Genomic DNA, 13,233 nt, shown 5'->3' with positions numbered 1-13,233 from the left:
TAACATTCGTCACGTATCCTTAACCTTACAACAACGTAAGTTTTCATCGAACCCAAAGGATACACTGGATGTGCGATAATCGCTGTTCTATCGCAATCGTTGACGACGCTGCTCTAAACATTGACATTCTCAAAGAAGCACTGAAAAAGGATTATCGTCTGCTTCCGGCGCTCAATGGCGCCACCGCTCTCAAGATCGCCCGCGCGTCTCCGCCGCCTGATCTGATCCTGCTGGATATTCTGATGCCTGGGATCGATGGCTTTGAGGTACTGGCTCAGCTGCAACAGGATCCCAGTACGCGCGACATCCCGGTCATTTTTATCACCTCGCGCGCCGATGAGACCAGCGAGGTGCGTGGCTTTCAGTACGGAGCGGTGGACTATATCACCAAACCTTTCAATCCGGTGGTGGTGCGGGCACGGGTGGCCACTCATCTGGCGTTACGTCAGGCACGCCAGCAGCTGACACAGCATAACGAGAAACTGCGCGATGAAAAGCAGGTCATTGAGGACATCATCATCCGCATGCGCACCCACCGCCAGTTTGATGAGCGTTTTCTGCGCTTTCTGACCGCACCGGCAGATCGCGCCAATGGCGACATTCTATTGTCGGCCTTCACTCCGGATGGGCGACACTGGGTGCTGGTGGGCGATTTTGTTGGCCATGGCCTGCGTGCGGCAGTGGCCGCGCCCCTGGTCGCCCAGGTGTTCTACAGTCAGGCTGCGGCCGGCGACTCCATGGTCGCGACCATCGCTGCGATCAATGTCATCCTCTGCCGTCAGTTGCCCACCGGCTTTTTCATGGCTTTCAGTGCGGTCGAACTGGCGCCTGCGCGCGATCAGCTATGGTGGTGGAGCGGTGGCATGCCGGAATCTGTGCTGCTTGATGCCTGCAATGATCAGTGGGAGACGCTGACTGCACCCAGCCTGCTGCCACTGGGCATTCTGGAAGACATTGACATCGCCGGGGCCGGTGCGCAGCTGATGCTGACACCGGGTTCGCGGTTGTATCTGTTTTCCGACGGAGCGGTTGAGGTTGACAATGCCAGTGACGAGCTGTTTGGTGTGCCCCGGCTACTGGCATTCCTCAAGACGTGTGAGACCAGCCGGCCGCTGACGGACTTACTGGGCGTGCTCAAGGCTTTTCGCGGCGCGCGATCCTTCCATGACGACATCACCCTGGTCGAGATCAGTCTTTGAGCCATGCTGTCATCGCAGGAATTGTATACCTCTGGCGGGCTGTGTTTGCTAGGCTGTGGTTGCCTGCTTTGGCTGCTGATGGGACGCTTGACCCAGCCATTCCAGAATGTGGAACAACGGGTGATGCGGCGCACCCAGGCCATTCTGCACTCCATGCAAGACGGTTTGATTCAAACCGATCCCCAGGGCCGGATCTTTATGGTCAACGAGGCAGTGGAACGGCTGTTTGGCTATCCCGAATCGGCGCTGCTGGGGCGACAGGTCAACGAGCTGATCCCGGATTTTCTGGCCACCGAAGCCACGCCGCCGATTCAATGTCTCGATCCGCGCGATCCGCACGATCCGCACTGCCAGGATGCCACGCCACACCACTGGCGCGAGGCACTGGGCCGACACCAAAACGGCCAGTCGCTTCCGCTTGAGCTGTCGATTATCGACATGCAGGACGAGACCCGCACCACCTTCATCGGCGTGGTGCGCGACATCTCGGCCCGACGCCAGGAAGAACGCGCTCTGGCTGAAAACAGCCGGGTATTGGAAGAGATCGCCGCTGGCGAAGCCCTGCATGAGGTCTTGGCCAGCATTGTTGCCACAGTCGAAATGCTGGTGCCGGGCAGTTGCGGTGCCATTCTGCTGGTCGATACCGAGACCCACCACCTGCATCACGGAGCCGCGCCCCACCTGCCCGATGCGTACCACCAGTTCATCGACAGACTGAACGATGACCGGGACGTCACCTGTTGCTGTGCCACCGCCGCCGCCACCGGCCAGCTGGTCATCGTCGAGGATCTGGCCACCCAGCCCAACTCGGAACTCTTGCGCGCCGCCATCGCCGGGCGGCGCGCGTGTTGGTCAATGCCGGTGAACAATGAACACCAACACGTCATCGCAACGGTAACGCTCTATTTTTCCACCCCCAAAGCCCCCGATGCCGCCGCACTCAAACGCCTTAACTGGGCGGCGCACCTGGTGGCCATTGCGCTGCTGCGCCACCAGCGCGAAGAGGAACTGAAAGCATCGACATTCGCCGCCGAAGCCGCCAACCGGGCCAAAGGCGAGTTTTTGGCCAATGTGTCCCACGAAATCCGCACCCCGATGAATGCCATCATCGGGTTTTCGCGTCTGGCACTGCAAACGCCACTGAATGACGAGCAACAGGATTATCTTGACAAGGTGCTGCTCTCGGCCAATAGCCTGCTGGCCATCATCAACGACATTCTGGATTTCTCCAAAATCGACGCCGGGCGTCTGGAATTGGAAGCCGCACCCTTTGAGCTGGAAACCGTGCTTGGCAAGCTGGCCACGCTCACCGCCATCAAGGCCGAGGAAAAAGGGCTGGAGCTGGCCATGGAAACCCACCTGGATGTGCCACCGCATTTGATCGGCGATGCCTTGCGTCTGGGACAGGTGCTGATCAATCTGGTGGGCAATGCCATCAAGTTCACTGAGCACGGTGAAGTTCATCTGTATGTTGAACGGCTGCAAGACAGCCCAACCGAGGTCACCTTGCGTTTCACGGTACAGGATACCGGCATTGGCCTGAGCGCGGAGCAAATCGCCACGCTGTTTCACCCCTTCACCCAGGCCGATGCCACCATCACGCGCCGTTTTGGTGGCACTGGACTGGGGCTGAGCATCAGCCGCCGTCTGGTGCAGATGATGGGCGGAGAGATCCAGGTAGAGAGCCAGCCCGGCGCGGGTACGCAGTTTTCCTTCAGCGCGCGCTTTGGCAAGCCCAAGGTGCAACCGCAACGCTTTGAGATGCCCAGCCCCGACTTGCGCCACCTGCGGGTGCTGGCGGTCGATGATAACCCGCGCACGGTGCGAATCCTGGCCCGCTATCTGCAATCCTTCGGTTTTGAGGTGCAAACAACAACCGACGGCGCCGAAGCCTTGCGCCTGTTGCAATCGCCAGCGGCCTGGAACCTGCTGATCACCGACTGGAAAATGCCCGGCATGGATGGCATCGAGCTGATCCGCCAGGTACGAGCGCTGCAGCACCTTGATCCCAAGCTGCGGATTTTGCTGATGTCCTCCTTTGGCACCGCAGAAATGCGTCGTCACCTGCATCATCAAGGCGTCGATGGCGTACTGGCCAAGCCCTTTCAGCCCAGTGGATTGTTTGATGCCATCATTAACGCCTTTTCACCCCAGGGTCGCGTCTTGTCGGCGCGGACATCCACCTATCCAGCGCCCTCCGATCACCCGCCACTGCATGAGTATCATGTGCTTTTGGTGGAAGACAATCAAATCAATCAGCAACTTGCCCAGGCGCTGTTGCGCCAGTTCGGTCTTCAGGTCAGCACCGCGAACCATGGACAGGCCGGTCTTGAGCGCTTGGCCGCCGTGCCAGTCGATGCCATCTTGATGGATGTGCAAATGCCGGTGATGGACGGCCTCGCGGCGACGCGCGCCATCCGCCAACAGCCGCGTTATCGCCATCTGCCCATTATCGCCATGACCGCCAACGCCCTAGTGGATGATCGCCAACGCTGTCTCGAAGCCGGCATGAACGACTATGTGGCCAAACCGATCGATCCGAATCAGCTCTATGCTGTACTGGCACAGCATCTGCCCGGCGGTGTGGCCGAGGCTCCCAGCTTCACAACCGCGTCACCCAATGCCAGCAACGACCCGGAGCTGCCATCCCTGCCGGGGCTGGACACCGGTATCGGCCTGCGCCGCTTAAGCGGCAACCGTGCGGCGTACCTCAACACCCTGTCACAGTGTCGCGAACACTTCGCCACCGCATTAACTCAGCTCCATGAGTGCTTGCCTCTGGACACTAAACGCACCTATGCCGAGCGTCAGGCGCATACGCTCAAGGGGCTGGCCGGCAGTATCGGTGCCGAGGCTATGGCCGCCGCTGCAGCCGCGCTGGAACAGGCGCTCAGCGCCGAGCGGCCTCTGACGGAGAGCCTCCCATTGTTACAGCGTCTGGACGCTGCAACACAGGTAGTCATGACCAGCATCGCCAAGCTTGATACCGAACCAGCCGGTTCCAGCCAAAAAGCCGCCAGCCCGGAGGATCGCCCGGTGCTAGGCGACCTCTTCATCCAGGCCAAGTGCTTGCTGGCAGCCTTTGATGCCGAGGCGGAAATCCCGGTCAAGCGCCTGTGCGCCAGTCTCATGGGCGGCGCCCAAGAGGCTCAGGCACATCAGTTGCTGCAAGCCGTCGCAGGCTACGATTTCGAAACCGCGCTGGAGCGATTGACCCAGTTAGCCGCTGCGCTCGACATCAACACGGAAGTCGAACCGGATGCTTGACCATCAGCATACCCTGCTGATTGTGGATGATACAGCGGCCAACATTGATCTGCTGAAAAACATCTTAATGCCTCACCATGGCGTTAAGGTCGCCACCAATGGCCCCCTGGCGCTGAAAATCGCAGATCGCGACCCACGCCCGGATCTCATCCTGCTCGACATCGTGATGCCCGGGATGGCTTCCACCCACGAAATTCCAGTGATTTTCGTCACCGCCCGCAAGCAGACCGACGACGAAGCGCACGGTCTTTCACTGGGTGCGGCCAATTACCTCACCAAACCGATCAGCGCACCCGGCAACTGGAGAGGCCTTTGCGCTGATCCGCCAGGAAGCCGGGCAACACTTCGACCCGCAACTGGCGAGGCTATTTCTCTCCCTCGAAGCCAATCTGCGCCACATTCAGACTTGACAGTAGAACGGTTTCGCCCTGATGTAGTTAGGTTTGTTTAACGAAATTGAATCAACCGTTAGAATAAGCGCCACCGATTCACACAGCCACCAACACACTCGCCATGTCCCAAACCGCTCAAGCCCTCGACTTCCTGCCGCTGAAGCTCGCCATTCTGACCGTCTCCGACAGTCGCACCTCCGCGAACGACAGCTCTGGGGAGCTACTCGCCGAGCGGGCCACTGCGGCGGGTCATCAGGTGATCGCGCGTGAAATCTGCACCGATGATCGCTATCTGCTGCGCGCCGTCTTTTCCCACTGGATTGCCGATGCCGAGATCCAGGTCATTCTTAGCACCGGCGGCACCGGCATCACCGGTCGCGACAACACCCCCGAGGCGCTGGAGTGTCTGCTTGACAAGCGCCTTGATGGCTTCGGTGAGCTGTTTCGCTCGCTGTCGTTCGTGGAGATCGGCACCTCGACCATTCAGTCACGTGCCCTGGCCGGCATCGCCAATGCCACCCTGCTGTTCTGCCTACCCGGCTCCACCGGCGCCTGCCGCACTGCCTGGGATGGTATCCTGGCCGAGCAGCTCGACCGCCGCACCCATCCCTGCAATTTCGCGCAACTGATCACGCGCTTCAATGAGCGTTGAAAACATGACGACTACCGCCGCCTCCCAAGCCCGCTCATCCAGCGCCAACCGGGCTGCTCACAACAAGCGCACCGTCGAAGAAGCCATTACGCGCATTCTGGCCAGCGAGCACGCGCTGCCGGAGATCGAGTATCTGCCCCTTGACCAGGCCCAGGACCGCGTCCTGGCGGAAACCCTGACCAGCCCGCTCGATCAGCCCCACTGGAATCACAGCGCCATGGATGGCTACGCACTGCGCCAGGCGGATCTGATCCGCGATCCGCCTGGCTGGCCGATTAGCCAGCGCATTGCGGCCGGCCATCCGCCACAGGAGCCCCTGACCCCCGGCACGGCCGCGCGCATTTTTACCGGCGCCCTGCTGCCCGAGGGCGCCGATACCGTGGTCATCCAGGAAGTCTGCACCCAGGACGGTGAGCACCTGCGCATCGCCGCCGAGGAAGTCGCACGCATCAAGCCCGGTGCCAACGTCCGCCAGCGCGGTGAGGACATCACCGTTGGTGATGCCATCCTTGGGGCCGGCACCCGGCTGGGTCCGCAGCATCTGGCACTGGCGGCCTCGGTCGGCCTGGCCCAACTGCCGGTCTATCGGCGCTTGCGCGTCGCTGTCCTTAGCAGTGGCGATGAACTGGTCATGCCTGGCATGCCGTTGCAACCGGGGCAGATTTACAATTCCAACCACTTCATGCTCAACGCCCTGCTGCGCGCGCTGGGCTGTGAAGTGTACAACCTGGGCATGATCCCGGATCGCTTCGAGCCGACGCTGCAAGCGCTCAGCCAGGCCGCCGCCGCAGCCGATCTGGTTATTGCTAGTGGTGGCGTCTCGGTGGGGGAGGAAGATCACGTCCGCCCAGCGGTCGAACAGCTGGGGCAGCTGGATATTGCTCAGGTGGCCATGCGCCCCGGCAAGCCGGTTGCCGTGGGACAGATCGGCTCAGCGGCGTTCCTCGGCAGCCCCGGCAATCCGGTGTCGCTGTTTGTGACCTTTGTGCTGTTCGCGCGACCGCTGATCCTAAAGTTGCAAGGCGTCGGTGGCGATCTCTATCCACGTTCCCAGCGCGCCTACGCCGATTTCTCCAGCAACAAGGCCGACAAGCGCCGCGAATACCAGCGCGCCCGCCTGACTCAGGACGCTGAGGGCCAATCCCGGGTCCAGGTGTTCCCGAGCCGCTCCTCGGCTGCCATCAGCTCACTGACCTGGGCCAACGGTCTGGCTGTGATTCCCGAGCAGTGTCAGATTCAGCCCGGCGATCCGATCGACTTCCTGCCCTTCAGCGAGCTGCTAATATGATCCGCCTGCTGTATTTTGCCAGCCTGCGCGAAGCCCTGGGCTGCGACGGTGAAGACTATCCACTGGAGACCCCTGTCAGCCTGGCCGAGCTGCGCGTCCAGCTGGCCAGCCGGGATCAGCCCTGGTGTGACGCCCTGGCTCCTGAACAACCGCTGCTGGCGGCCATCAACCAACAGGTCGTTTCCGCCGAGGCCCGCATTCATCCAGGTGACGAAGTTGCCTTCTTCCCGCCGGTGACCGGGGGCTGAGGCAAAAGGGTTACTGACTAACTGAAAAACGCCGGCAGCGTTTGGGGGAGCTGGGGTAATCCGAGGTTACGCAGCCAGTGGAACAATGGTGCCGGGTCGGGAGCCAACCACAGCCCTACACCCAGCAGGCCCAGACACAGCAACGACACTGGCCAAGCGTTGAGGCTCAGAGGTTTTAGCGCGGTGCCAAAGGATCTTTTGATGCGCTTGCCCGCCAAATCAATGCTGGCGATCTCATCGAGCACCAGATGGGTCAGATAGCCGAGCAGCACAAAGCCACCGACCAACCAAGTTAGCAGGGGATCAAAGTCCAGCCAGCGATCTGCAGCAACCACCGCAAAGATCGCCACCGTGGCCGCCATCAGCAGGGAGTGATAGATTCCGCGATGTACTGTGAGGCGGGCGAACAGCATCCGCAGTGGAAAATAAACCACCAACCAAATGCCGACCCAAATCAGCGCTAACTCAAAAATCAGAAAGCGCTGGCGCAGCGCACTGGCCGCCGCCAAGCCCAGACCCAAGCCGAGGAGCGCAAAAAAACCCCGCACCGGCTTGGAGTCATCGACATCAATATCGGGGAACAGACTACCGGCAACTCCCAGCACGAACAGCCCTTGTGCCTGGTTAAAATTAGCCAGTTCGTGATAATTGACGGCAAGTGCAGCAATGCCGGCCACCGTAGCACCGACAGTCAAATGCGCCTGAAAATTAGCCATCCCTAGAAGCCAGCGCGCGGTGGCTTCAGCCGCGCGCGGCAATCCCAGTCCGTCTCAGTCCGCTGCAACCACATCCAGTATCACTTCGCACTCAAGATCGGCGTGCAGGCGCAAACTGATGTTGAACTCACCCACATGGCGCAGCGGGCCATCGGGTAGCCGTACTTCGCTGCGCTGGACCTCGGTTGCAGCCGTTTGGCTGATAGCCTCGGCGATATCGGCGGTTCCCACGGAACCGAACAAGCGGCCCTCTTCCCCAGCCTTGCGGCCGATGGTAATCCGCATTCCTTCGAGCTTGGCTTTGCGTGCCTCGGCAGCGGCCAGCACCTCAGCGGCTTCGCGCTCCAACTCGGCACGCCGTTCCTCAAAGGCTTTCAGGTTCTCTGCCGTAGCGGCAACTGCAAAGCCGCCAGGCATCAGATAATTGCGCCCATAACCGGGGCGCACTGAAACTTTGTCGCCCAGCGAACCCAGGCCGGCGACTTTTTTGAGCAAAATGACATCCACAACAGAATCCTCTTAAATGAACAGGCTGCGTTCGCCCCAGCTGGCCTGATCAATGGCCATCGGTATAGGGCAGCAGGGCCAGATAACGCGCGCGCTTGACAGCCGTGGCGAGTTGGCGCTGATAGCGAGCCGAGGTTCCGGTGATGCGGCTGGGAACAATCTTGCCTGATTCGCTTACAAAAGACTTGAGCAGATTCAAGTCCTTGTAGTCGATTTCGGTAATGCCCTCAGCAGTGAAACGACAATAGCGCTTACGGCGAAAAAAACGAGACATAATGCAATCCTGGTGAAATCTGGTGATCTTGACGTTGAGCGAGCACAGCTGTGTGCTTACTTGGGGTACTTACCCGGCGCGCTTACTCGTCTTCATCCTCATCGTCGCGACGGCGTGGGCGGCGCTCGGAGCGATCCTCGCCACCCTGCGACTCGGCTGAGTCCTCATTGCCTTTCGCGAGCGGTGACAACTCAGTCACGGCTGCATCACGTTTGATGACCATGTTACGCAGAATGACATCGTTGAAGCGGAAGGCCGTCACGAGCTCATCCAGGGCTTCCTGATCGCACTCGATATTCATCAGCACATAATGTGCTTTATGGACTTTATTGATCGGATAGGCCAGCTGACGCCGCCCCCAGTCCTCAAGCCGGTGAATCTGACCGCCGCGGCTCTCAAGCCCGCTCCGATAGCGCTCAATCATCCCCGGTACCTGTTCGCTCTGGCTTGGATGCACCAGAAACACTACTTCATAATGTCGCATGCAGGCTCCTCACGGATCAAAAGCCTCCCGGCTCCAACGAGTGCAAGCGGTGAGGCAAGGAGTGGAAATAGAAAATCAACGAAGCCGCCTATTATGGCGGCTTTTGTCGGGTCTGTAAATCATTATCAACGCGCCGCCATGGCCAGCGCTTTGCACATCAGCGCGCAGTGCTGTCTCAGGGTATCATTCGCTCAAGAACTCATTGGCGACCACACGACCGCATCAAGACCCATGCGACTATGCTCAAGCTGCTGAAGCCAACCACCCGAACCCTGCTCCTGGCGCCCCTGGCCCTGATCCCGGCCCCCTTGGCCTTGCTGCTTGGCGGCTGCCTGGCCAGCTCGCCCTCAATTGATGCCAATGAGTCCTACCGCGGTGCTTTGAACGCCGCCATCCTGCCTATGAACGGCGAAGTCGATCAGCTTACTGGCTGGATGTTGCGTCACGAACTCGAAGACCATCTGGCCAAACGCATTCGTGCCTCACAAATCTTTGCCTCGGTGCAGGAACTCACCTCCGCCACGGCACCGAACGAAGCCGAAATCCTCATCGAACCGAGCTTTTTGCAACAGACAAGCCTGCCGGAGCGCCATTCCGATCAAGCCGAGCTGGCGATACATCTGAGAGTGCGCAAGAAAACCAACGGGACTATTGCGTTGGATCGCGACTATCGGGTGCCCTGTCCCCAATGCGGGCAGGGTATTGTGGATCCGCAAGCGGTGCAGGCCCTGAGCACGGCCATCAGCCGTGATCTACAGCAGCAGTTTCGCCACCATTAGCGATATTGCCGCAAGTAGTACCACTCGTAGAGTCGTTTCATCCAGTGGAAGGCGCGTGAGCGAGGCAACACGAAATTGCGTTTCTCGTCGCGGACCACCAGCATCGCATGATCATTGGCATCGAGAATGCACATCAGCTCAACCTTAAAACCGGCCTGCGGCACATCGCCGCGCAGCTCAGCGGCGAGATTTTTCGCCGCCGCCCGCGCCTGCAAATCAGCCATATGCGCCTGCTTGGGCATCCAGTCCGGCCCTGGGAAGCTGCCTGAATCGCCGGCGACATAGACCCGCTTCAGACCCGGCACCCGACATTGGGCATCGGCTTTGAGCAGACCGCCCGGAGAGCGAGGCAGCGACGTTTGATCGAACCAGGCATTGCCGGTCATGCCCGGCATGAAGACAATCAGATTGGCCTCGAAGGAGCCGCCTTCCGTGGTTACTTGATGCGCGCTGAATTCCTTGAGTTTGTGCCCTAGATGGGTTTCGATTCCGACTCGCGCCATTTCTGCCAGCACCCCATCCACGGCTTTGGGTCCCAGGCGGTTACCGGGCCGGGGTGCGGGCGTGAAAAACACCAGCTTGAAGCGCTCACGCCGACCTTCGGCACGCAGCTGACGATCGAGCCCGAACAGGAACTCAAAAATAGGGCCGCCGCGCATGGAAGACGGCTCTTTGGGATTGCTGGCAAAGCCCATCGCAATGGTGCCGCCATCCATGGATTTAATCCGGTCACGGAGTTTTTCCGCCGCCGCAATGCCTTCGCAGGGCGTAATGGCATGCTCAATCCCCGGCAGCTTCTTAAGGAAGCGCCCACCGCTGGCAATAATCAGACCGTCGTTCTCGATCGGGCCGGCCGAAGTCTCCAGAACTCGGCCACTTTCGCTCAGCCCGGTCGCCTCGGCGGCGTGATGCTGCACGCGCATCCGCTTAAAAAACGGCCGCAGATTAATGCGCAGCTGCTCTGCCGTGCGCAATCCGGACGGAATCCAGATCAGACCCGGCAGATAGATAAACTCGGGCTTGGGGCTCACCAGCGTAATGTCGGCCTCCGCAGTGGATTTGCGCAGCCACTGGGTCGCTGTTAATGCACCAAAGCCCGAACCTACAATGGTGATGCGCTGCTTGCCAGCCATAAAGATTCCTACATTCGTCGTTTGTGGTTACGAAAACACCTGATGCTGTGGCTGCAGCCTAGGCTTCGGCACCGACCTCAGCGTCCATGTCAGCTTTGACTTCGGCAGTGGCCTGCTGTTGCAGCTCAAGGGCATAGGCTTGGTTGACGCGGTCACGCAACTCCTTGCCCGGTTTGAAGTGCGGCACATGCTTGCCCGACAGCGCCACGGAATCACCCGTTTTGGGATTGCGGCCCACGCGTGGCGGGCGATAGTGCAGAGAGAAGCTGCCGAAACCGCGGATTTCAATCCGCTCGCCCGAGGCCAGAGCGCCGCTCATGCGCTCGACAATGCAGCGTACCGCCAGCTCCACATCCTTGTAGGCCAGATGCCCCTGCCCGGCGGACAAGGCATCAATCAGCTCGGATTTCATCATAGAGGGTAGATTTCCCATCTTTGGCGGGGACCAGCCCCGCCACCGTCAAGTAACACAGGGATTAAACCGAAGGCGTTCAATCCCGTTGCGCTTCCTCCATCTGCTGTTTGAGGATGTCGCCCAAGGTTGCGGTGCCAGCCTGGGCCTCGCTTGCATAGCCCTTGATGGCGGCCTGCTCATCAGCAGCATCCTTAGCCTTGATCGACAGCGAAATGGTGCGGTTCTTGCGGTCAACGCCAACAAACTTGGCCTCGACTTCCTCACCCGGCTTGAGCGCGGCCCGAGCATCCTCGACACGATCCCGCGCAATCTCAGAGGCGCGCAGATAGCCTTCAACCCCCTCAGCCAGCGCAATGGTTGCGCCCTTGGCATCAATATCGGTGACGGTGCCAGTGACAATGCTGCCCTTTTCATGCAGCGCTACGAAGCTGGAGAAGGGATCCTTGTCAAGCTGTTTGACGCCAAGTGAAATCCGCTCGCGCTCCGGATCGACCGATAGCACCACGGTTTCGAGCACATCGCCTTTCTTGAAGTTGCGCAGCGAATCCTCGCCGTTTTCGTCCCAGGAAATATCCGATAGATGCACCAGACCGTCGATACCGCCATCAAGGCCGATGAAAATGCCAAAATCGGTAATCGACTTGATCTGACCGCTGACGTGGTCGCCCTTCTTGTGGGTGGCAGAAAACTCGTCCCAAGGATTGGCCTGGCACTGCTTGACGCCGAGGGAGATGCGCCGACGTTCCTCGTCGATATCGAGCACCATGACCTCGACTTCGTCGCCAAGCGACACCACCTTGCTTGGGTGAATGTTCTTGTTGGTCCAATCCATCTCAGAGACGTGCACCAGACCCTCGACGCCCTCTTCGATCTCGACGAAGCAGCCGTAGTCGGCAATGTTGGTGACCTTACCAAACACCCGGGTGCTTTCAGGGTAGCGACGCCCGATATTGGCCCAGGGATCCTCGCCCATCTGCTTCAGGCCCAGGGAGACACGTTGACGGTCGCGGTCGAACTTGAGCACCTTGACCATAACTTCCTGGCCAATCTCGACCACCTCGGAGGGATGCTTGACGCGTCGCCAGGCCATGTCGGTGATGTGCAGCAGACCGTCGATGCCGCCAAGATCCAGGAAGGCGCCGTAGTCGGTCAGGTTCTTGACCACGCCCATCAATTCGACCCCTTCCTCCAACTTCTCCAGCAGCGCCTCGCGCTCGGCACTGTATTCTTCCTCAACCACAGCGCGGCGCGAAACCACCACATTGTTGCGGCGCCGGTCGAGTTTAATCACCTTGAATTCAAGGTCCTTGCCTTCAAGATAGGTGGTCTCACGCACCGGCCGCACATCCACCAGGGAGCCGGGCAGGAAAGCGCGCACACTGCCAAGTTCGACTGTAAAGCCGCCCTTGACCTTGCCATTGATCATGCCGGTGACGGTGGCGCCGTCCTCGAAGGCGGTTTCGAGCGAATCCCAGGCGGCAAAACGCTTGGCCTTTTCGCGCGACAAACGGGTCACGCCGAAGCCATCCTCGACGGCGTCGAGGGCCACCTGGACATCGTCACCGACGGCCACCTCAAGCTGGCCCTCCGGTGACATGAACTGGTTGCGGGGAATGATCCCTTCGGACTTGAGGCCGGCGTTCACAATCACCGAATCGTTGGTGATATCGACGACCTGCCCGGTAATAATGGTGCCGGGCTGGAGTTGGGTATTGGACAAGCTCTCTTCAAAGAGATCGGCAAAGCTTTCGGTCATGAGCGTGGAAATTCCTGGCGTCACAGCGCCTAGCTCCGGCGGTTGTCGCACCTCCGATCCAGCTCGGATGCGGGCAACACAATCGCGGAGGGTTAGTTAAAAAAACAAGCCGGCGGACGGGCT

At 59.9% G+C, this 13,233-nt stretch carries 14 protein-coding genes; 7 read left to right on the top strand and 7 right to left on the bottom strand.

Going from position 1 to position 13,233, the window contains the following annotated elements; all coding sequences use genetic code 11:
• The first annotated feature begins 68 nt into the window (after positions 1 to 68).
• From CKO36_RS07575 to CKO36_RS07550, 6 genes are all read left to right on the top strand, one after another.
• Entirely contained in the window at positions 69 to 1,199 is a 1,131-nt protein-coding gene (locus CKO36_RS07575) for a fused response regulator/phosphatase (protein WP_200282840.1), read from the top strand.
• 3 nt (positions 1,200 to 1,202) lie between these two features.
• Positions 1,203 to 4,466, top strand: a complete 3,264-nt coding sequence (locus tag CKO36_RS07570) for a response regulator (RefSeq protein ID WP_200282837.1) — start codon at positions 1,203 to 1,205, stop codon at positions 4,464 to 4,466.
• Positions 4,459 to 4,917 carry a response regulator gene (locus CKO36_RS07565; RefSeq protein WP_200282834.1) on the top strand — a complete coding sequence of 153 codons (459 nt, stop codon included), beginning with the start codon at positions 4,459 to 4,461 and terminating at the stop codon, positions 4,915 to 4,917. Before CKO36_RS07570 ends, CKO36_RS07565 begins: the two co-directional genes overlap by 8 nt.
• 62 nt (positions 4,918 to 4,979) lie before the next feature.
• The gene (moaB, locus tag CKO36_RS07560) at positions 4,980 to 5,510 is read left to right on the top strand and encodes a molybdenum cofactor biosynthesis protein B (protein WP_200282831.1); all 531 of its coding nucleotides are present in this window, start codon (positions 4,980 to 4,982) and stop codon (positions 5,508 to 5,510) included.
• Positions 5,511 to 5,514: 4 nt separating this feature from the next.
• Positions 5,515 to 6,798 (top strand): molybdopterin molybdotransferase MoeA, encoded by a 1,284-nt coding sequence (locus CKO36_RS07555; RefSeq protein ID WP_200282828.1) that lies wholly within the window; start codon positions 5,515 to 5,517, stop codon positions 6,796 to 6,798.
• Positions 6,795 to 7,046: a MoaD/ThiS family protein gene (locus tag CKO36_RS07550; RefSeq protein ID WP_200282825.1), complete on the top strand. Its 252-nt coding sequence runs from the start codon at positions 6,795 to 6,797 to the stop codon at positions 7,044 to 7,046. The genes CKO36_RS07555 and CKO36_RS07550 overlap by 4 nt, the downstream gene beginning before the upstream one ends.
• 17 nt (positions 7,047 to 7,063) lie before the next feature.
• On the opposite strand, the gene CKO36_RS07545 is transcribed toward CKO36_RS07550, so the two are convergent.
• From CKO36_RS07545 to rpsF, 4 genes are all read right to left on the bottom strand, one after another.
• Complete coding sequence (locus CKO36_RS07545; protein ID WP_200282823.1) at positions 7,064 to 7,762, bottom strand: metal-dependent hydrolase; 699 nt, start codon at positions 7,760 to 7,762, stop codon at positions 7,064 to 7,066.
• A 54-nt stretch (positions 7,763 to 7,816) separates the two neighbouring features.
• Complete coding sequence (gene rplI / locus CKO36_RS07540) at positions 7,817 to 8,269, bottom strand: 50S ribosomal protein L9 (protein ID WP_200282822.1); 453 nt, start codon at positions 8,267 to 8,269, stop codon at positions 7,817 to 7,819.
• A gap of 49 nt (positions 8,270 to 8,318) precedes the next feature.
• Complete coding sequence (gene rpsR, locus CKO36_RS07535) at positions 8,319 to 8,543, bottom strand: 30S ribosomal protein S18 (protein ID WP_200282820.1); 225 nt, start codon at positions 8,541 to 8,543, stop codon at positions 8,319 to 8,321.
• Between the two features lie 82 nt (positions 8,544 to 8,625).
• Entirely contained in the window at positions 8,626 to 9,027 is a 402-nt protein-coding gene (gene rpsF, locus CKO36_RS07530; RefSeq protein WP_200282818.1) for a 30S ribosomal protein S6, read from the bottom strand.
• A gap of 239 nt (positions 9,028 to 9,266) precedes the next feature.
• Here rpsF and CKO36_RS07525 point away from each other — a divergent pair, with 239 nt between their 5' ends.
• Positions 9,267 to 9,806 (top strand): hypothetical protein, encoded by a 540-nt coding sequence (locus CKO36_RS07525; RefSeq protein WP_200282816.1) that lies wholly within the window; start codon positions 9,267 to 9,269, stop codon positions 9,804 to 9,806.
• Here CKO36_RS07525 and CKO36_RS07520 read toward each other — a convergent pair.
• The 3 genes from CKO36_RS07520 to rpsA all read right to left on the bottom strand — a co-directional run bounded on the left by CKO36_RS07520 (position 9,803) and on the right by rpsA (position 13,110).
• Complete coding sequence (locus CKO36_RS07520) at positions 9,803 to 10,939, bottom strand: NAD(P)/FAD-dependent oxidoreductase (RefSeq protein ID WP_200282815.1); 1,137 nt, start codon at positions 10,937 to 10,939, stop codon at positions 9,803 to 9,805. The two genes, CKO36_RS07525 and CKO36_RS07520, sit on opposite strands and share 4 nt — an antisense overlap.
• 58 nt (positions 10,940 to 10,997) lie before the next feature.
• Positions 10,998 to 11,354 carry an integration host factor subunit beta gene (gene ihfB / locus CKO36_RS07515; RefSeq protein ID WP_200282814.1) on the bottom strand — a complete coding sequence of 119 codons (357 nt, stop codon included), beginning with the start codon at positions 11,352 to 11,354 and terminating at the stop codon, positions 10,998 to 11,000.
• Between the two features lie 76 nt (positions 11,355 to 11,430).
• Positions 11,431 to 13,110, bottom strand: coding sequence for a 30S ribosomal protein S1 (rpsA, locus tag CKO36_RS07510; RefSeq protein WP_200282812.1), 1,680 nt, complete (start codon positions 13,108 to 13,110; stop codon positions 11,431 to 11,433).
• Positions 13,111 to 13,233 lie beyond the last annotated feature (123 nt).

The sequence above is a fragment of the Rhabdochromatium marinum genome, assembly GCF_016583795.1.
In the GTDB taxonomy this organism is placed as follows: domain Bacteria; phylum Pseudomonadota; class Gammaproteobacteria; order Chromatiales; family Chromatiaceae; genus Rhabdochromatium; species Rhabdochromatium marinum.
The sequence above is the reverse complement of the archived record's forward strand: the minus strand, read 5'-3'. Positions and strand labels throughout refer to the sequence as shown.